Genomic DNA, 18138 nt, shown 5'->3' on the forward strand with positions numbered 1-18138 from the left:
CATGACCAGCATCGTCCGCTTCGCGCCCTCGCCCACGGGGCGCATCCACATCGGCAATGCCCGCACCGCGATCCTCAACTGGCTGATGGCCAGCAAGACCGGCGGCCAGTTCGTGCTGCGCTATGACGACACGGACACCGCGCGCTCGACGCAGGAATTCGCCGACGGCATCGCCACCGATCTCGACTGGCTGGGAATCAAGCCCCATCGCGTCGAATGGCAGTCGAGGCGCTTCGGGCGCTATGACGAGGTCGCCGACAAGCTTCGCGCCGAAGGCCGGCTCTATCCCTGCTACGAAACGGCGGATGAGCTGGACCGCAAGCGCAAGCGCCAGGAGGCGCGCAAGCAGCCCCCCATCTACGATCGCGCCGCGCTGAAGCTGACGGAGGAAGACCGCGCGAAGCTCGAGGCCGGGGGCAAGAAGCCGCACTGGCGCTTCAAGCTCGACGGCCGCGTGGTGGAATGGAACGACCAGATCCGCGGGCCCCAGCACATCGACACGCGTTCGCTGTCCGACCCTGTGCTGGTGCGCGAGGACGGCAGCTATCTCTACACGCTGCCCTCCGTTATCGACGACATCGACTTCGCGGTCACCCACGTCATCCGCGGCGAGGACCATGTGGTGAACACCGCGGTGCAAATCGAGATCACGCAAGCGCTGGGGGCCAGGGCGCCCACCTATGCCCACCACAGCCTGCTGACCGGCGCAGATGGCAAGGGCCTATCGAAACGGCTGGGCTCGCTGTCGATCGGTTCGATGCGCGAGGGCGGGCTCGAACCCATGGCGGTAGTGAGCCACGCCGCGCTGCTCGGCACCTCTGGCAATATCCATCCGTGTGCTGATTATGCGGAGCTCGTCGAAGGCTTCGATCTCGGCAAGCTGTCGCGCGCGCCGGCCCGCTTCGACGAGACTGAACTTCTTCACCTGAATGCCAAGCTGCTGCACCAGCTGCCGTGGGACGCCGTGAAGGACCGGCTTCCCGGCGACAGCGAGGCCTTCTGGCTCGCCATCCGCGGCAATATCGAGAAGCTCTCGGATGCCGCAACGTGGCGCGACGTGGTGAAGGGCCATGTCACACCGGTCATCGCGCTCGAGGACACAGATTTCATCGCCACCGCCCGCAGCCTGCTGCCACCGGAGCCGTGGGATGGCACGACGTGGAAGGCCTGGACCGAAGCCGTGAAGGCGGCGACGGACCGCAAAGGCAAGCCCCTCTTCATGCCGCTGCGCATGGCGCTGACCGGCCTCGGCCACGGCCCGGAACTCGCCCAACTGCTCCCACTCATAGGCCGCGACAAGGCGCTTGAGCGGCTCTTCTGATTGCGCGATGATCCGCCCATGATCCTCGTGGGCCAGTTCGACTCTCCTTTCGTGCGGCGCGTGGCGGTGACGCTTCATCACTATCGCATGCCCTACACGCGCAACCCGATCTCGGTGTTCCGCGACGTGGAGAAGATGAGGAAGATCAATCCGCTGGTGCGCGTGCCCTCGCTGATCCTCGAGACGGGCGAGGTGCTGATCGATTCCTCCGCCATCATCGACCATCTGGACGAAATGGCGGGACCCGCCCGCGCGCTGACCCCGGCGCATGGGCCCGAACGGCGCAAGGTGCTGCAGGCGGTGGCGGTGGCGGTGGCGCTGGGCGTGGGCGAGAAGGCCGTGGCGCTGTTTTACGAGCGGCTCTTCCACATCGACAAGCACATCAACCGCGACTTCGAGAAACGCATGATGGGGCAGATCTCCGCAGCGCTCGGGAAGCTGGAGCATGACTGCGGGGCACCGTGGTTCTTCGATGAGAGGATGACCCAGGCGGACATCACCACCGGCTGTCTCGCCGGCTTCATGAAGATGCGCGTGCCGGACATGTTCCAGGCCGGCAAATATCCGAAGCTTCACCACCTGGCGCTCCATTGCGAGACCAAGGAAGACTTCGTGAAGGCTAGGCCTTCGCCCGACGAGACGGCGCCGGGCCAGACGCGGCATTAGAGCGTCGCGCCGTCACATTTAATCGGACTGCTTTCCCCTCCCCCTTGTGGGGAGGGAAATCCTATTGCCACCGTCTGGAATGACGCCTTCCGGACGTACATGAAGGCACGCCGCTCTAGTCATTTGCCGGGATGTCCATCTAGGACCGTCATCCCCTCAAGCCGTCATCCCCCATAAACCGTCATCCCCATAAACCGTCATCCCAGCGAAAGCTGGGATCCAGCTTTCCGCGTGTCAGATGCCCGAAGCTGGGCCCCAGCTTCCGCTGGGGTGACGTGCTCAAGGGAACAATCACAACAACTTCAACCCGCCTGCCCTTTCCATCGCCGCCTCCAGCACCGTGATCCGGTCATAGGCGCCTGCCGGCAGATCCGAGAAGCCCGTCAGCAGGAGCGCCCTACGCACGTCCGCCAGTGCCCGATCGGCAAAGACACGGCGCAGCGCTGCGCGGATCTCCTCAACGTCACCGGCGCGCGTAATCCACGGCAGGCCCGGCACGCTGGGCGAGCGCGCGATTTCAACCAGCCCTTCCAGCGCTGCCGGGCGGTGGCGCCGCGCCATCTCCACGCAGACGCAGTCGATGGCGCAGACATCGGCCCTGCCCGACTGCACAGCCGCCAGCGAGGCAAGGTGGCCGCCCGTCTCCACCGCCGTCGCGAAGAAGCGCCCGTCCTCCGCCAGCGGCGCAAAAACCAGTTTCAGCGCCAGCATGCCGGACATGGAGTCCGGCGTGTTTACTGCCGCCACGCCGCCGCGAAATCCTTCCAGCGGCTTTTGCTTCCGCGCCATGACGATGCTGCAATAATTCGGTCCCGCGCAGCCGTCCGCCGCGTAATGCGGCGTGCCGGCGTAGGTGACCCTGCCCTTCAGCGCATGGGTGAAGGGATAGCCGCAGGTTTGGGCGAAGAGCAGGTCATCCCGCACCCACGGCGCTGTGAAATCAACCGGACGCGAGAGCGCGATATCGACGCCCAGGCAATCCGCGATTGCCTTCCACCAAAGGTCCGTGGCCTCACGGAATTCCGGCCAGTCATACATCTGCAGCGCGGCAATCATCGCGTCATGCTATAGCATCCACGGAACAGGCAACAGCGTAACGGCGCCATGAGCAGTATTTCCGTCGTCATTCCCACCCGGGGCCGCCACCACTTCCTCCGCCAGGCGTTGGAGAGCGTGATGGCCCAGGGCCATGCACCGCACGAGATCATCGTGGTCGATGACGGTGTGGGGGCAGCTGAGGCGGTGGCCGGCATGCACCCTGCCATCAGGGTGCTGGACAATGGCCAGCGCGGCCCCGTGCCGGCCCGCAACTTGGGTATTGCCCATGCAACGGGCGACTGTATCTGCTTTCTCGACGATGACGACTGGTTCATCGACAATGGCTATTTTGCCAGGGTAGCGGAAGCCTTCGCCCGCGGCGCCGGCTTTTGCTTCTGCGACGGCATCCTGCGTTTCGAGGACGGCCGGCCGGACCTGCCCTTCGCCTTTGACGCTGACATGGAGACGCTGACGCGCGACAACACCATTCTGATCTCCGGAGTCGTCTATCGCCGAAGCCTGCATCTCGCGCTGGGAACATTCGACGAGAGCCTGCCCTACTACTGGGACTGGGACTGGTACCTGCGCGTGGCCCGCGCCGGGCATCCGCTGACCCACATCCGCATGGCCGCCGTCGCCATTCGCGTGCATGCGCAGAACATGTCGGGCGAATCGCTGGAAGCCCAGCGGCGGGCCAACTTGGACCGGTTTTCCACAAAGCACGCGCTGCCGCCGGTCCCGCTCAAGAACCATCTCGACATCGCGACGCAAGCTCCCGGCAAGCCTCCGCAGCCGGACCCTTCTCAAATAAACACATGATCTGTTTGGGTTTTTCTGGTCCGTCCGGCGGGCGGGGGACGGCAAGCCGCTATTCTCAAGGGTTTTTTCGGCAACCCTCCAGAAAAGCCCCGGAAAATAAGAGTTTTCGCGAATCGAATTCGGCGTTAACGCGGGTGCCAGCCAAACCCCAATAAGGAGAGAGACATGGCTGACGACAAGATCCAGACGATTGCCCTTTCGAAGCTCGCGGCTGAACTCGCCGAGAAGCACGAGATGTCGAAGAAGGCGGCGGGCGAATTCCTCGGCGCCTTCGTCGAGCTCACCGTCAAGAACCTGAAGAAGGGCCACAAGGTGCGTGTCACCGGCCTTGGCATCTTCCAGGTCAAGAAGCGCCCCGCCCGCATGGGCCGCAACCCTGCGACCGGCGAAGCCATCAAGATCAAGGCGTCGAAGAAGCTCGCCTTCCGCGCCGCCAAGGAAGTCAAGGACGCCATCTAGCGCTTGGTCTCACCGATCAGGTGATTCCACCTGGCCGAAATATGCGCTAAATTCCACATCAAGTATTTTTCAAAAGTGGCTCTGCCATGCGGCGGGGCCACTTCTGTTTGCCGATGAATTCTTTTCACCTTGAAGAGCGATTGCGGCTGCACGGCTGCCCGGCTAAAAACGGCGACGAAACTTCCGTTTCTTAAGGATATTCCATGAAGACCCAGGCTCGTGTCGTGGTGATTGGCGGCGGTGTCGTCGGCTGCTCGGTGCTCTATCATCTCACCAAGGCGGGCTGGAAGGATGTGGTGCTGGTCGAGCGTGACATCCTCACCTCCGGCTCCACGTGGCACGCCGCCGGCGGCTTCCATACGCTGAATGGCGACCCCAACGTGGCGAAGCTCCAAGGCTACACCATCGCGCTCTATAACGAGCTCGAACAGATCTCGGGCCAGGCTTGCGGCCTGCACCGCTCGGGCGGCCTGATCCTGGCCGACACGCCCGAGCGCATGGAGTGGCTGAAGATGGCGCATGCCCGCGCGCGCTATCTGGGCCTCGAAACCGAGATCATCTCCATGGCCGAAGCCAAGAAAATGCACCCGCTGCTGGAGGAAAAGCACTTCGCCGGCGCCATGATCGACGCTGCCGACGGCAACCTCGACCCCGAGGGCACGACCCATGCCTATGCCAAGTCCGCCCGCATCAACGGGGCGGAAATCTACCAAGACACCAAGGTCGAGGCGCTGAACCACCGCGCAGACGGATCGTGGGACGTCGTCACCAACAAAGGCACGATCCACGCCGAGCATGTGGTCAACTGCGGTGGCCTTTGGGCGCGCGAGGTCGGCCGCATGGTGGGCCTCGAACTGCCTGTGCTTGCCATGGAGCACATGTATCTCGTGACCGACGAGATGCCGGAGGTCGTCGCCTACAACAAGGAGCGCGGCCACGAGCTGCCCCATATTATCGACTTCAAATCCGAGATCTACATGCGCCAGGAGCGTAGCGGCCTGGTGCTCGGCACCTATGAGCGCGCCTGCGTGCCGTGGAGCCCGAAGCAGACGCCGTGGACCTTCGGCCGCGAGCTGCTTCAGCCCGACCTCGACCGCATCGCGCCGAACCTGGAGCTCGGTTACAAGCACTTCCCGGCACTCGCCACTGCCGGCATCAAGCGCGTCATCAACGGACCCTTCACCTTCACGCCGGACGGCAACCCGATCGTCGGCCCGGTGCAGGGTGTCCGGAATTTCTGGCTCGCCTGCGGCGTCATGGCGGGCTTCAGCCAGGGCGGTGGCGTGGGCCTGGCGCTCTCGCAGTGGATGGTGAACGGGGATCCGGGCTTCGACGTCTGGGCCATGGACTGCGCCCGCTTCGGCGAATGGGCGACCCGCACCTACACCAACGAGAAAGTGCGCGAAAACTATTCCCGCCGCTTCTCGATCCGCTTCCCCAACGAGGAACTGCCCGCCGCGCGCCCGCAGCAGACCACGGCGCTTTATGACATCATGCTGTCTCAGGGCGCCGTGATGGGCGACTCGTGGGGCCTTGAGACGCCGCTGTGGTTTGCGCCCAAGGGTGTCGAGCCCAAGGACATCGTCTCCTTCCGCCGCTCCAACGACTTCCAGCACGTGAAGGCGGAGGTGCTGGCCACGCGCAACGGCGTGGGCGTCACCGAGATCGCCAACTTCGCCAAGTACCGGTTCACCGGTTCTGGGGCCGAGGCCTTCCTGTCGCGCATGATGACCAACAGGATGCCGAAGCCGGGCCGTATTGTCCTCACCCCGATGCTGAACCCCGCGGGCAAGCTGATCGGCGACTTCACCATCGCCAAGGCCTCGGACGAGTGCTTCTATATGTGGGGCTCATCCCAGGCGCAGAAGTATCACATGCGCTGGTTCGAGCGGCATGTGCCCGCCGATGGCTCGGTCAACATCCACCGCTATGACATGGGCCTCGTCGGCCTCTCCATCGCGGGGCCAAAGTCGCGCGAGGTGTTGCAGCAGCTGGCTGGCGAGGACGTGTCCAACGCAGCGTTCAAATTCATGGACCACCGCGCCATGGATGTGGCGCATTGCCCGGCCCTCGTCAACCGCGTGACCTATACGGGCGACCTCGGCTATGAAATCTGGGTGACTCCTGAATACCAGCGCCGCCTCTACCAGGAGATCATGCGGGCAGGCGCGGCCCACGGCATCGTCAACTTCGGCATGCGCGCGCTGCTCTCCATGCGGCTTGAGAAGAACTTCCCCACCTGGTACCGCGAGCTCCGGCCCATCTACGGCGGATTCGAGGCCGGCATGGACCGCTTCATCGACCTTACCAAGAATGACTTCATCGGCCGCGAGGCGGCGATGGAGGAGAAGCGCACCGGCGGCAAGCTGCGCCGCGTGTCGATGACCGTCGATGCGGGAGATGCGGATGTGCTGGGCGATGAGCCGATCTGGCACAAGGGCAAGGTCGTGGGCTGGGTGACGTCCGGCGGCTTCGCCCATTACGTCGGCAAGTCGATGGCCCAGGGCTATGTGCCGAAGGAGCTGGCGGGGGATACCTCGGCTGGGGCCTTCGAGATCGAGATCATCGGCGACAACCGCAAGGCCACCATCATCACCGAGCCGCCCTTCGACCCGGAAGGCAAGCGGATGCGCTCATAGATGATGCGGCCCTCGGCGCATCCGGCCGCACTGCGCGTGGCTGCGGCGCTGGGGCCCGCATTTACGGTCGTCGAATTCGGCGAGAGCACGCACACGGCCCAGGAGGCAGCCAATGCCATCGGTTGCCGGCTCGCGCAGATCGCAAAGTCGATCCTGTTCAAGAGCGCCAGCGGCAAGCCGGTGCTGGTGATCGCCTCCGGCACCAACCGCGTCGACGAGAAGAAGCTGAAGGCGCTGCTCGGTGAAAAGATCGAGCGGGCGAGCCCGGAGTTCGTCAAGGAAACGACTGGCTTCGAGGTGGGCGGCGTGCCGCCGCTGGGGCATGCATCGCCGTGCGTGGTGTTCCTCGATGAGGATTTGAGGCTTTCTCCCACCTTGTGGGCCGCGGGCGGCACGCCCAATGCGGTGTTCGAGATTGGGTTCGTGAAACTTGCGGAGATATCGGGCGCTGTTGTTGCGGATGTGAAGAAATAGCGCTGTCCGCGTGGAGGGACCGCAGCCATGGGGGTTTCCACCAGCCGCGGCCCTGATATAGTCCTTCCATACCGGAGGAACCACAATGCCCTTGTCGAACATGGCCGTCCGCGACATCGAGACGGTGATCCATCCCTACACCAACCTCGCCCGCCACCGCGAGGTTGGCCCCCTCATCCTCAACGAGGGCCGCGGCATCTATCTCTATGACGACACGGGCAAGCGCTATATCGAGGGCATGGCGGGCTTGTGGTGCACCGCGCTGGGCTATGGCAACCAGGAGATCGCCGAGGCGGGCGCCGAGGCGCTGCGCAAGGTGTCCTTCACCCATGCCTTCGGCGGCAAGTCGCATGACGGCGTGATCGCGCTTTCCGAGAAGCTGAAGGAGATCGCCCCCTGCCCCGCCTCCAAGGTGCTGTTCGGCTCCTCGGGCTCGGAAGCCAACGACATGCAGATCAAGCTGTCGTGGTACTACAACAACGCCCGCGGCAAGAAGAGCAAGAAGAAGATCATCAGCCGCATCCGCGCCTATCATGGCGTGACCATCGCATCGGCCTCGCTCACCGGGCTGCCCTGGGTGCACAACGACTTCGACCTGCCGATCGCCAATGTGCTGCACACCTCCTGCCCGCATTACTATCGCTATGGCCAGGAGGGCGAGAGCGAGGAGCAGTTCGCCACGCGCATGGCGCAGGACCTGGAAGACATGATCCTGCGCGAGGGGCCGGACACCATCGCCGCCTTCATCGGCGAACCGCTGATGGGGGCAGGCGGCGTGCTGCTGCCGCCCACCGGCTATTGGGAGAAGGTCAACGCCATCCTCGAGAAATACGACATCCGGTTCATCGCCGATGAGGTGATTTGCGGCTTCGGCCGCACCGGCAATTGGTTCGGTTCGACCACCTACGGCATGACGCCTCACTCGATCTCCATGGCCAAGGCCATCACGTCTGCCTATTTCCCGCTCTCGGCGCTCACCGTCGAGGAAGATCTCTATCAGGCCATGCTTGACGAGAGCCGCAAGCTCGGCACCTTCGGCCATGGCTATACCTACACAGCCCACCCCGTCGGCTGCGCCATCTCGCTCAAGACCATCGAGATCTACCAGCGCGACAAGATCATGGAACATGCGGCGAGGATGAGCCCGGTGTTCCAGACGCGGCTGAGGAAGCTCGCCGGCCACCCGCTGGTGGGCGAGGCGCGCGGCGTGGGCCTCATCGGCGCCGTCGAGCTCGTCGCCGACAAGGCCACCAAGCGGCCCTTCGACCCGAAGAAGATGATCGGCGCAGCCACGGTGAATGCGCTGCAGGAGATGGGCCTTATCGTCCGCAACATCCAGGACTCGGTGGCGCTGTGCCCGCCGCTTGTCATCACCACCGACGAAATCCACGAGATGTTCGACATCTTCGAGCGCGGACTGGACCAGATGGAGGCTTGGGCGCGCAAGGAGAACGCGCGGGCATGACCTGTCCCACGCCCTCCCGGCAGGCGCAAGTTCCGCCGGGAGCTTGATCGAAGTCAATGAGGCTGACACGGCAACCGCTAGTGTCAACTTTCATGGACAGCCAGCTTCTCCCCTTCGCCACTCAGGACGTTCCCCGCTACACGAGCTATCCCACGGCCGTGCAGTTCCAGTCGCCCTTTCCGGGCCAGCAAGCGGATGACTGGCTCAGCGCGCTGGACCGGCAAGCCACCCTCTCGGTCTATGTCCACATTCCCTTCTGCCGTCAGCTGTGCTGGTATTGCGGCTGCCACACCTCGGTGCCCAACTCCTATGACCGCGCGGCGCGCTATGTCGACTATCTGGTGAAGGACATCCGCCGCTCGGCTTCTCTCTTCCAGGGCCGCAAGGGCAAGGTCACGCATCTCCACTTCGGCGGCGGTACCCCCACCTATCTCGATGACCTGCACATCGGCGAGATCGTCGAGGCCATCGACACGGGGCTAGGGCTTGCCACCGGCGGCGGGATGGCGCTGGAGTCAGACCCGCGCACGCTGACGCGCGCGCGCGCCAAGGTGCTGGCCTCCATGGGCTTCAACCGCATCAGCTTCGGCGTGCAGGATTTCGCCACGCCCGTGCAAATGAAGATCAACCGGCTGCAGACCTTCGGCCTCGTGAAGGCGGCAACCGAATTCCTGCGCGAGGCGGGCTTCACGGGCGTCAACTTCGACCTCATGTACGGCCTTCCCGCCCAGACGGTGGAGAGTGTCGCCATGACTGCGCTGCAGGCGGCCTCGCTGAAGCCGGACCGCATCTCGGTCTTCGGCTACGCCCATGTGCCGTGGTTCAAGAAGCACCAGAAGATGATCAATGATGCCGTGCTTCCTGGCGTCAACGCCCGCTATGCCCAGGCCACTGCCATTGAGCGCGAGCTCAATGCCCATGGCTATGCGTCGATCGGGCTCGACCATTTCGCGCTGGAGCATGACAAACTCACAGAAGCCGCGAAGAAGGGCGCCATGCGCCGCAATTTCCAGGGCTATACGACGGATGTTTCGGACGCGCTCCTGGCCTTCGGCGCCTCCGCCATCAGCGAGTTCCCACAGGGCTTCGTGCAGTCGGCGCGCGACACGCTGGAATGGTCCCAGAAGATCGACCGCAACGAAAGCCCGGTAACGCGCGGGCTTGCCACCACGGCGGAAGACCGCATGCGCTCCGAAGTCATCGAGCGCCTGATGTGCGACCTCTCGGTGGATGCCGCCGAAATCGCCCAGCGCCACGGTTTCGATCCGTCAATCTTCGATGATGTTGCCGGGAGGCTGGAGCCCGCCATCTTCGCCGGAATTGCCGAGTTGAAAGGCACGCGGGTCAGCGTCCCCCCGAAGCACCGCCTCTTCCTGCGCACCGTGGCCGCGGCTTTCGACACGCACTTCGTGGCGGCGCCGAACAGGCACGCCAAGGCGGTCTGAACCGCAGCACAACTCCCACCCCTACCGCTCCCCACAAGGGGTATGGGTGGGGGGTCCGCGAGTCAAATTCCCGCCAGCGCCTGCTCCAGATCGGCGATCAAATCATCCGCATGTTCGATGCCAATGGAGAGTCGCACCAGATTGTCCGGCACCGGGCTCGCCGGCCCCTCAACCGCCTTGCGGTGCTCTGCCAGGCTCTCCACGCCACCCAGTGACGTGGCCGGCACGATCACCTTGAGCCTCGTGCACAGCTTCTGCGCATCATCGAAGCCGCCCTTCACCAGCAAGGACATCATGCCCCCGAAGCCATCCGTCATCTGCCGCGCCGCAATGGCGTGGCCGGGGTGGGAGGCAAGCCCGGGATAGAGCACGCGATCGACCTTCGGGTGACCTACGAAATGCTTCGCGATGGCCATGGCATTGGCCGAGCACTGGCGGTAGCGCACGAACACCGTGCGAAGCCCGCGCAGCAGCAGGAAACAGTCAAGCGGCGCCAGCGGCGCGCCCATCTTGGTGCGCAGCATGCGTACATCCGCCCAGCGCTGGCTCTCCTCGCGCGTCACCAGAACGCCCGCCAGCACGTCGGAATGACCGTTGAGATATTTGGTCGCCGAGTGGAACACGATGTCCGCGCCCAGCTTCAGCGGCTGCGTCGTCACCGCCCCCGTCGCCGTGGCATCGACCGCGAGAATGGCGCCCGCCGCGTGTGCGGCCTTCGCCGCCGCCTCTATGTCGATCACGTCCCAGGTCGGGTTCAGCGGCGTCTCGATCCACACGAGATCCGTCTTGCCCCTCTGCAAGGCCGCTTCGAGTGCGCCATTCTTCGTCGGATCGAACAGCGTGAGCGTAATCCGCCCCAGCCCTTCCAGCCGCTTCATCCAGTCGCGCGTGCCGTAATACATGACGTCGGGGGCCACCACATGCGCGCCCGGCGGCACGGTCTCCAGCAGCGTGGCTATCGCCGCCATGCCGGAGGCGAAGAGCAGTGCCGAGGTTCCGCGCTCCAGTGCCGCGATGGCCTCCTCCGTCCGCCACAGCGTCGGATTGCCGTTGCGGACGTAGTTTTCCTTCAGCAGCGGCTTGTAGTTTTCATCGCGGGCATAGGTGGAGGAGAGATAGATCGGCGGCACGACCGCACCCGTCGCCTCGTCCACCGCGCGAAGCGCATGCGCCGCGATGGTTTCCGGCCGCAAAGCCCCGTTAGACATGCTGGCCGCCGTTGATGTGAAGCTCGGCCCCCGTCACATAGGACGATTGCTCCGTACACAGAAAATAGATCGCCTTGGCCACCTCTTCCGGCTGGCCCAGCCGGCGCTGCGGAATCTGCGCCACCAGCTTCTCCGTACCCGGAGAAAGAATGGAGGTTTCGATCTCGCCCGGCGAAATCGAATTGACGCGCACGCCGAAGGGCCCGAAGTCCGCCGCCATCTCGCGCGTCAGCGAGGCGAGTGCCGCCTTGGATGTCGAATAGGCCGCTCCCGCGAAGGGGTGCACGCGCGAGCCCGCAATCGAGGTGACGTTCACCACCGCGCCCCTGGCCGCAACGAGCTCGTCCATCAGCCCGCGCGCCAGCATGACGGGCGCGAAGAAGTTGATCTGGAACACCGTCTTCCAATCATGCTCGGATGTCTCGAGCGTGTTCAGCCGCCCGCCGCCCGGCTTCTTCGGGCTGATGGCCGCGTTGTTCACCAGCGCATGAAGCTTGGAGCCTTGTGCCTTCAGCTTCTCCTTCATCTGCGCGATGGCGGCGTGCGTGTCGGCGGAGGAGGCTAGGTCGACGACGATATGGTCATCCGGCCCCGCATCCCACGGGCAATCCTCAGGGAAGGGCTGGCGCGAGCAGGTGATGACGCGCCAGCCAGCCGTCGAGAAGCGCTTCACCGTCGCATGCCCGATGCCGCGCGAGGCGCCGGTGAGAATGAGGGTCTTGCGGTCGCCGTCGGCTGTCGCGTTCACGGGTATAGCCTCGCCTTGGACCATGCGGCCTTTTCGTCCGGCCGGCGGAACACCACGCGGTCATGGAGCCTAAAGGGCCGGTCGTGCCAGAACTCGATCGACAGCGGCTTGATGCGGAAGCCGGACCAGTGGGGCGGCCGCGGCACCTCGCCGATGGCGTATTTCGCGGTGTTCATCGCCACCGCGGTTTCGAGCGCGAAGCGGCTCTCCAGCGGGCGGGACTGCTGGGACGCCCAGGCGCCGATGCGGCTGTCGCGCGGACGGGAGGCAAAGTAATCATCGGCCTCGGCCTTGGAGACCTCGTCCACGATGCCGCGCACCCGCACCTGGCGGCGCAGCGACTTCCAGTGGAACACGATCGCTGCCTTCATGGTGCCGAGGATTTCCTGGCCCTTCTGGCTTTCGAAATTGGTGTAGAACACGAAGCCGCGCTCGTCGAAACCCTTCAACAGCACCATGCGGACATTGGGCAGCCCTTCCTCGTCCACGGTGGCAAGAGCCATGGCATTGGGGTCATTGGGCTCCGAGGCTTCCGCTTCCTTCAGCCATTCGCCGAACAGGTTGAAGGGGTCGTTCCGCTCGGTGAAGCCGGCCGATGCGGTCAGCTTGGAAATATCGCTCAAAGCCATCGTGCAAGTCCTGATTTCTGAAGCGCTTATGCCACTTTGCAAGGCTACGGATCAACGGCGGAAGCAGACCAGCAGCCATGTTGCGAGGCCACGTGCTGAGGTCCGCCCCTCAGCCTTAGAGCATCGTGCGAGCAAGTGGAATCGCTTGCGAAGCGAAAGATGCTCCAGAGTCAAAAGCTGGCGCAACTTTCCGCCCTCAAGTGCAGGTGCACTTGAGGGCCCGTTGCGCTAGCGTATTTTCTTTACAGTGGACCTCCCTCTAGACTTGTGCCAAGTAACTCCGCCGCCGGGGAGTGCCCGGCTCACTCTTCCTGGACGGTTTAATCATGAGCGATTTCAAAGGTTTGATGGCTGGCAAGCGGGGCCTCATCATGGGCGTTGCGAACAACCGGTCCATCGCCTGGGGCATCGCCAAGTCCTGCGCCGCGCAAGGGGCCGAACTCGCCTTCACCTACCAGGGCGATGCGCTGAAGAAGCGCGTGGAGCCGCTCGCCGCCGAGCTCAATTCCGAGATCGTGTTGCCCTGCGACGTGACCGACGCCGCCTCGATGGACGCGACTTTCGAGACCATCGCCAGGGAATGGGGCTCACTCGACTTCGTCGTCCACGCCATCGCCTTCTCCGACAAGGACGAGCTCACCGGCCGCTATGTCGACACCTCGCCGGACAATTTCACCAAGACCATGTTCATCTCGGTCTATTCCTTCACCGCCGTCGCCCAGCGCGCCGAGAAGCTGATGACCAATGGCGGCTCGCTGGTCACGCTCACCTATTACGGTGCGGAGAAGTGGATGCCGCATTACAACGTGATGGGCGTCGCCAAGGCCGGCCTCGAGGCTTCCGTGCGCTATCTCGCGGCCGACCTCGGCCCCAGGAACATCCGCGTCAACGCCATCTCCGCGGGCCCGATCAAGACGCTCGCCGCTTCCGGAATCGGCGACTTCCGCTACATCCTGCGCTGGAACGAATACAATTCACCGCTCCGCCGCACCGTCACCATCGATGAAGTGGGCGACTCGGGCTTCTACCTCCTGTCTGACCTCGGCCGCGGCGTCACCGGCGAGATCCTGCATGTCGATGCCGGCTACCACATCGTCGGCATGAAGAACCCCGATGCCCCGGACATCACGGTGAACGGCAACGGTGAGTAAGACGCGGCCGCCCATCTATTTCGTCCGCCATGGCGAGACGGACTGGAACGTCCAGGGACTGATCCAGGGCTGGACCGACATCGCACTGAACCAGAAGGGCCATGATCAGGCGCGGGCTGTTGCTGAGGCCCTGAAGCAGGTGCGCGGGCTTCATCCGGATTTCAACTTCGTCGTCAGCCCGCTCAAGCGCGCCCGCCAGACCATGGGCTATATCGCCGAGGCGCTGCAGCTCGAGCCGCCGCAGATTTCCATCGACCCCGCCGTCACCGAGCTCGGCTTCGGCGTGTGGGAGGGCAGGCCCTTCTGGGAGCTGAAGGCCTCCCCCCTCTATCCGCCGCATCCGGATGACCGCTATTCCTGGCGGCCGGAAGCCGGTGAAAGCTACGAGGACGGCCACACCCGCATCAACCGCTGGCTCGGCACGCTGGACCGCCCCACCGTGGTGGTGGCCCATGGCGCCATCGGCCGCTGCCTGATCGCCGAGATCGGCGGGTTGCCGCGCCGCGATGCCATCGAGCTCACCATGCGCCAGGGCTGCTATTGCAAGCTGGCGGACGGAAATGCCTGGTGGTTTGACGTCAATGGCGATGCGGCCCAGCGCATGTTCCGATGAGATGGAATCACCTCATCGACAAGAACATGCGCCAGATCATATGCTTGAGCATGATCTTATCGCGAAAGTGGGTTCCACTTTCGCGGATCATGCTCTAGGTAGGGGCCATGTCGCACAACAGTTTCGGCCATCTCTTCCGCGTCACCACCTTCGGCGAAAGCCACGGGCCTGCGCTCGGCTGCATCGTCGACGGCTGCCCGCCGAATATCCCGCTGACGGCCGATTACATCCAGGCCTTCCTCGACAAGCGCCGCCCCGGTCAGTCGCGCTTCACCACCCAGCGCCAGGAGCCGGACCAGGTGAAGATCCTGTCGGGCGTCTTCGAGGACGACCGCACCGGCGGCCCCGTCACCACCGGCACGCCGATCATGCTGATGATCGAGAACGTCGACCAGCGCTCCAAGGACTATGCCGGGATCCGCGACAAGTTCCGGCCCGGCCATGCCGACTTCACCTACCAGGCCAAATACGGCATCCGCGACTACAAGGGCGGCGGCCGCTCCTCGGCGCGCGAAACGGCGGCCCGCGTGGCGGCGGGCGCCGTGGCGCGCAAGATCATCCCCGGCGTCACCATCCGCGGCGCGCTGGTGCAGATGGGCCCGCACAAGATCGACCGCACCAACTGGGACTGGCCGGAGGTGGACCGCAATCCCTTCTTCACGCCCGATGCCAGGGCCGCGAAGTTCTTCGAGGACTATCTCGACGGCGTGAGGAAGTCCGGTTCCTCCATCGGCGCGGTGATCGAGGTGACGGCGAGCGGCGTCCCCGCCGGCTGGGGTGCGCCCTTGTACGGCAAGCTCGACCAGGACCTGGCCTCGGGCCTGATGAGCATCAATGCGGTCAAGGGCGTCGAGATCGGGGCGGGCTTCGAAGCCGCCGCACTCTCGGGCGAGCAGAACGCGGACGAGATCCGCATGCGCCGCGGCAAGCCGGAATTCCTCTCCAACAATGCGGGCGGCATTCTGGGAGGAATCTCGACGGGGCAGGACGTGGTGGTGCGCTTCGCGGTCAAGCCCACCTCCTCGATCCTCACGACGAAGCGCAGCGTCTCCGCGCAAGGGGAAGACGTCGACGTGATGACCAAGGGCCGCCACGACCCCTGCGTCGGTATCCGCGCCGTGCCGGTGGGCGAAGCAATGATGGCCATCGTGCTTGCCGACCACTTCCTGCGCCACCGCGGCCAGGTGGGCTAGGAACCGTCCAACGATGTAAACCAGCAGCAGGATCATGGCTGGAATATAGCGCCGTTGGGAATAAAAGTCAAGGATTAAATTCTCTTTTGACTTCAGGCCACATCGCAACTCTCTCATATTCATCATGCCCGGGACAGGCCCGGGCAAGATGAGACGTGGGCGTGGCGGACGGGAAATCACCCCTTCCCCGCCGCCACCAAGAACTCCCGGTTCCCATCCCCACCCACCACCGGCGATGGCTCGACCCCCAGCACCCGCCAGCCCTGCGCCCTCAGAAAATCCGTGACCTCCCCGCACACCCGCTCACGCACCGCGGGGTCCGTCACCAGCCCGCCCTTGCCGATCGCATCCTTGCCCGCCTCGAACTGCGGCTTGATCAGCGCCACCAGCAGAGCCCCCTCCTCCGCCAGCCCCAGTGCGGGGACCAGGGCCAGCTTCAGCGAGATGAAGCTCACATCGCAGACGATCAGCCGGATCGGCCTGTCGAGATGATCCGTACACAGATCACGTGCATTTAGCCCCTCGATCAGCGTCACGCGGGGATCGGTCACCTTCATCTGCCCATGGCCGACGTCGATCGCCGTCACATGCGCCGCTCCCTCTTCCAGCAGCACCTGGGTGAAGCCGCCGGTGCACGCGCCGATGTCGAGGCAATTCTTTCCGGCGGCCGAAATCCCAAACTCCGCCAGCCCATGCTTCAGCTTCAGCGCGGCGCGCGAGACGTAAGCCTGCGCCTCGTCCTCAATGGTGAGCACGGTGCTCGCCCCCACCGTCTGCGAGGGCTTCACCGCCGCCTCGCCATCGATCCGCACCGTGCCGCGCAGCACCGCATCCCGGGCGCGCGAGCGGGAGGGGTAGAGGCCGCGGGCGACGAGGGCCTCGTCGAGGCGCTGCCTAGCCGACATCCAGGGGTTCGGCGCCGGACGGCGTGCCGTCGGGCTTCAGCGTGATCTTCTCGATGCGGGCCTCGGCATCCTTGAGCAGCTTCTCGCAGTGCTTCTTCAGCGCTTCGCCCCGCTCATAGATGGCGATCGACTGCTCGAGATCCACCTTGCCGGACTCGAGCCTCGTCACGATCTGCTCCAGTTCGGCCAAGGCCTTTTCGAACGGCAGGCTGGCGATGTCGGCGTGTTCGCTCATCAGATCTCGTCCTCGTCGTCCTCTTCGAATTCCGGTTCCTCGATCATCCCCGCACTGCCGCGCATCAGCGCCTGCACGTGGATTCCCACCGAGGCCGCAAGCCCCTGCAGGTCATAGCCCCCTTCCAGCACGGAGACGAGGCGGCCACCGCAGTGAATTTCGGCTGCCTCCATCAGCTTCAGCGTGGCCCAGGCAAAATCCTCCTCGGTGAGCTGCAGGCTGCCGAGCGGGTCGCGGTGATGTCCATCGAAGCCGGCTGAGACGATCACGAGATCGGGTGCAAACACGTCGAGTGCCGGCAGGATCACGGAACTCATCGCCTCGCGGAACTGCTCGCCGCCGTCGCCCGCGCGCAGGGGCGCGTTGAAGATGTTGCCAACGCCGGTCTCCTGCACGCCGCCGGTGCCGGGATAGAGCGGCATCTGGTGGGTCGAGCCATAGAACAGGTTGGCGTCCGGCCAGAAGATATCCTGCGTGCCATTGCCGTGGTGCACGTCGAAGTCGACCACCGCCACCCGCTCGGCGCCATATGCGTGGCGCGCGTATTGCGCGGCGATGGCCGCCTGGTTGAACAGGCAGAAGCCCATGGCGCGGCGCGTCTCGGCATGATGGCCGGGCGGCCGCAGCGCGCAGAACACATTGTCCGCATCGCCCTGGAACACCACATCGACTCCGGCGGTGGCAGCCCCCACCGCGCGCAGGGCCGCCTCCAGCGTGCCCACCGACATCACGGTGTCCGGGTCGAGATATTCCATGCCCTCGGCGGGCGCCACGGCGCGGATGCGCTCCAGATGCTCATGGGCATGGGCGTGCAGGATGTCCTCGTCACGGCCCAGCGGGGCTTCGCGGCGCGCGAGGTCCTTGAAATGCCCGCTGGCGAGGATCTGGTTGATCGCCTTGATGCGGTCGACCCGTTCCGGGTGGCCATCGGGCGTGACATGGCGCAGCGAGGAAGGATGGGTGAAAAGCAGGGTGGTCATGGCCCCCGTTCTGTCGATAGCTAATTAACTTGTCCGGTTTTGGTAGCACATCAAATGTCCGCTTCTTGTCTTTTGTTCTCCTGTGGGACTGTGGGCAAGGCGGAGCCTTGTCCACATTTCCACAGGTGTTGCGGCTGAGCGGATTTAAGC

General features: G+C 64.5%; 18 protein-coding genes. 11 read left to right on the forward strand and 7 right to left on the reverse strand.

The annotated features are described in order from the left end of the window. Position 1: 1 nt before the first annotated feature. Entirely contained in the window at positions 2 to 1321 is a 1320-nt protein-coding gene (gene gltX / locus IOC82_RS14880; protein WP_290546991.1) for a glutamate--tRNA ligase, read from the forward strand. A gap of 18 nt (positions 1322 to 1339) precedes the next feature. Next, entirely contained in the window at positions 1340 to 1987 is a 648-nt protein-coding gene (locus IOC82_RS14885) for a glutathione S-transferase family protein (protein ID WP_290546992.1), read from the forward strand. A 291-nt stretch (positions 1988 to 2278) separates the two neighbouring features. On the opposite strand, the gene IOC82_RS14890 is transcribed toward IOC82_RS14885, so the two are convergent. Beyond that, a complete protein-coding gene (locus IOC82_RS14890; RefSeq protein ID WP_290546993.1) occupies positions 2279 to 3043 on the reverse strand; it encodes a PhnD/SsuA/transferrin family substrate-binding protein in 765 nt (254 codons plus the stop codon). Between the two features lie 48 nt (positions 3044 to 3091). On the opposite strand from IOC82_RS14890, the gene IOC82_RS14895 reads away from it, so the two are divergent. The 6 genes from IOC82_RS14895 to hemN all read left to right on the forward strand — a co-directional run bounded on the left by IOC82_RS14895 (position 3092) and on the right by hemN (position 10326). After that, complete coding sequence (locus tag IOC82_RS14895) at positions 3092 to 3844, forward strand: glycosyltransferase family A protein (protein ID WP_290546994.1); 753 nt, start codon at positions 3092 to 3094, stop codon at positions 3842 to 3844. A gap of 165 nt (positions 3845 to 4009) precedes the next feature. Further along, entirely contained in the window at positions 4010 to 4303 is a 294-nt protein-coding gene (locus IOC82_RS14900; protein ID WP_290543567.1) for an HU family DNA-binding protein, read from the forward strand. Between the two features lie 203 nt (positions 4304 to 4506). Continuing rightward, positions 4507 to 6942: an FAD-dependent oxidoreductase gene (locus IOC82_RS14905; RefSeq protein ID WP_290546995.1), complete on the forward strand. Its 2436-nt coding sequence runs from the start codon at positions 4507 to 4509 to the stop codon at positions 6940 to 6942. Then, positions 6943 to 7416, forward strand: a complete 474-nt coding sequence (locus IOC82_RS14910) for a YbaK/EbsC family protein (RefSeq protein WP_290546996.1) — start codon at positions 6943 to 6945, stop codon at positions 7414 to 7416. It begins immediately after the preceding gene. Between the two features lie 85 nt (positions 7417 to 7501). After that, the gene (locus IOC82_RS14915) at positions 7502 to 8881 is read left to right on the forward strand and encodes an aminotransferase (protein WP_290546997.1); all 1380 of its coding nucleotides are present in this window, start codon (positions 7502 to 7504) and stop codon (positions 8879 to 8881) included. A 92-nt stretch (positions 8882 to 8973) separates the two neighbouring features. Further along, the gene (gene hemN, locus IOC82_RS14920; protein ID WP_290546998.1) at positions 8974 to 10326 is read left to right on the forward strand and encodes an oxygen-independent coproporphyrinogen III oxidase; all 1353 of its coding nucleotides are present in this window, start codon (positions 8974 to 8976) and stop codon (positions 10324 to 10326) included. A gap of 62 nt (positions 10327 to 10388) precedes the next feature. Here the strand turns inward: hemN and IOC82_RS14925 are convergent, their stop codons facing one another. Genes IOC82_RS14925 through pdxH form a run of 3 tightly spaced genes read right to left on the reverse strand, consistent with a single transcriptional unit; the run spans position 10389 to position 12911 of the window. Further along, a complete protein-coding gene (locus IOC82_RS14925; protein WP_290546999.1) occupies positions 10389 to 11534 on the reverse strand; it encodes a PLP-dependent aspartate aminotransferase family protein in 1146 nt (381 codons plus the stop codon). Then, a complete protein-coding gene (locus tag IOC82_RS14930; RefSeq protein ID WP_290547000.1) occupies positions 11527 to 12282 on the reverse strand; it encodes an SDR family oxidoreductase in 756 nt (251 codons plus the stop codon). The genes IOC82_RS14925 and IOC82_RS14930 overlap by 8 nt, the downstream gene beginning before the upstream one ends. Then, the gene (pdxH, locus tag IOC82_RS14935; RefSeq protein WP_290547001.1) at positions 12279 to 12911 is read right to left on the reverse strand and encodes a pyridoxamine 5'-phosphate oxidase; all 633 of its coding nucleotides are present in this window, start codon (positions 12909 to 12911) and stop codon (positions 12279 to 12281) included. Before pdxH ends, IOC82_RS14930 begins: the two co-directional genes overlap by 4 nt. A gap of 326 nt (positions 12912 to 13237) precedes the next feature. On the opposite strand from pdxH, the gene fabI reads away from it, so the two are divergent. From fabI to aroC, 3 genes are all read left to right on the forward strand, one after another. Next, positions 13238 to 14062: an enoyl-ACP reductase FabI gene (gene fabI / locus IOC82_RS14940; RefSeq protein ID WP_290547002.1), complete on the forward strand. Its 825-nt coding sequence runs from the start codon at positions 13238 to 13240 to the stop codon at positions 14060 to 14062. Further along, a complete protein-coding gene (locus IOC82_RS14945) occupies positions 14055 to 14675 on the forward strand; it encodes a histidine phosphatase family protein (RefSeq protein WP_290547003.1) in 621 nt (206 codons plus the stop codon). Before fabI ends, IOC82_RS14945 begins: the two co-directional genes overlap by 8 nt. 107 nt (positions 14676 to 14782) lie before the next feature. Then, positions 14783 to 15868 carry a chorismate synthase gene (gene aroC, locus IOC82_RS14950; protein WP_290547004.1) on the forward strand — a complete coding sequence of 362 codons (1086 nt, stop codon included), beginning with the start codon at positions 14783 to 14785 and terminating at the stop codon, positions 15866 to 15868. Positions 15869 to 16044: 176 nt separating this feature from the next. Here aroC and IOC82_RS14955 read toward each other — a convergent pair whose 3' ends face one another. The 3 genes from IOC82_RS14955 to IOC82_RS14965 are packed head-to-tail and all read right to left on the reverse strand — an operon-like array spanning position 16045 to position 17988. Further along, the gene (locus tag IOC82_RS14955; protein ID WP_290547005.1) at positions 16045 to 16773 is read right to left on the reverse strand and encodes a TlyA family RNA methyltransferase; all 729 of its coding nucleotides are present in this window, start codon (positions 16771 to 16773) and stop codon (positions 16045 to 16047) included. After that, the gene (locus IOC82_RS14960; protein ID WP_290547006.1) at positions 16763 to 17008 is read right to left on the reverse strand and encodes an exodeoxyribonuclease VII small subunit; all 246 of its coding nucleotides are present in this window, start codon (positions 17006 to 17008) and stop codon (positions 16763 to 16765) included. Before IOC82_RS14960 ends, IOC82_RS14955 begins: the two co-directional genes overlap by 11 nt. Continuing rightward, complete coding sequence (locus IOC82_RS14965; RefSeq protein ID WP_290547007.1) at positions 17008 to 17988, reverse strand: histone deacetylase family protein; 981 nt, start codon at positions 17986 to 17988, stop codon at positions 17008 to 17010. The genes IOC82_RS14960 and IOC82_RS14965 overlap by 1 nt, the downstream gene beginning before the upstream one ends. Positions 17989 to 18138 lie beyond the last annotated feature (150 nt).

Origin of the sequence: Aestuariivirga sp. (assembly GCF_020252395.1) — a bacterium.
Lineage (GTDB): Bacteria > Pseudomonadota > Alphaproteobacteria > Rhizobiales > Aestuariivirgaceae > Aestuariivirga.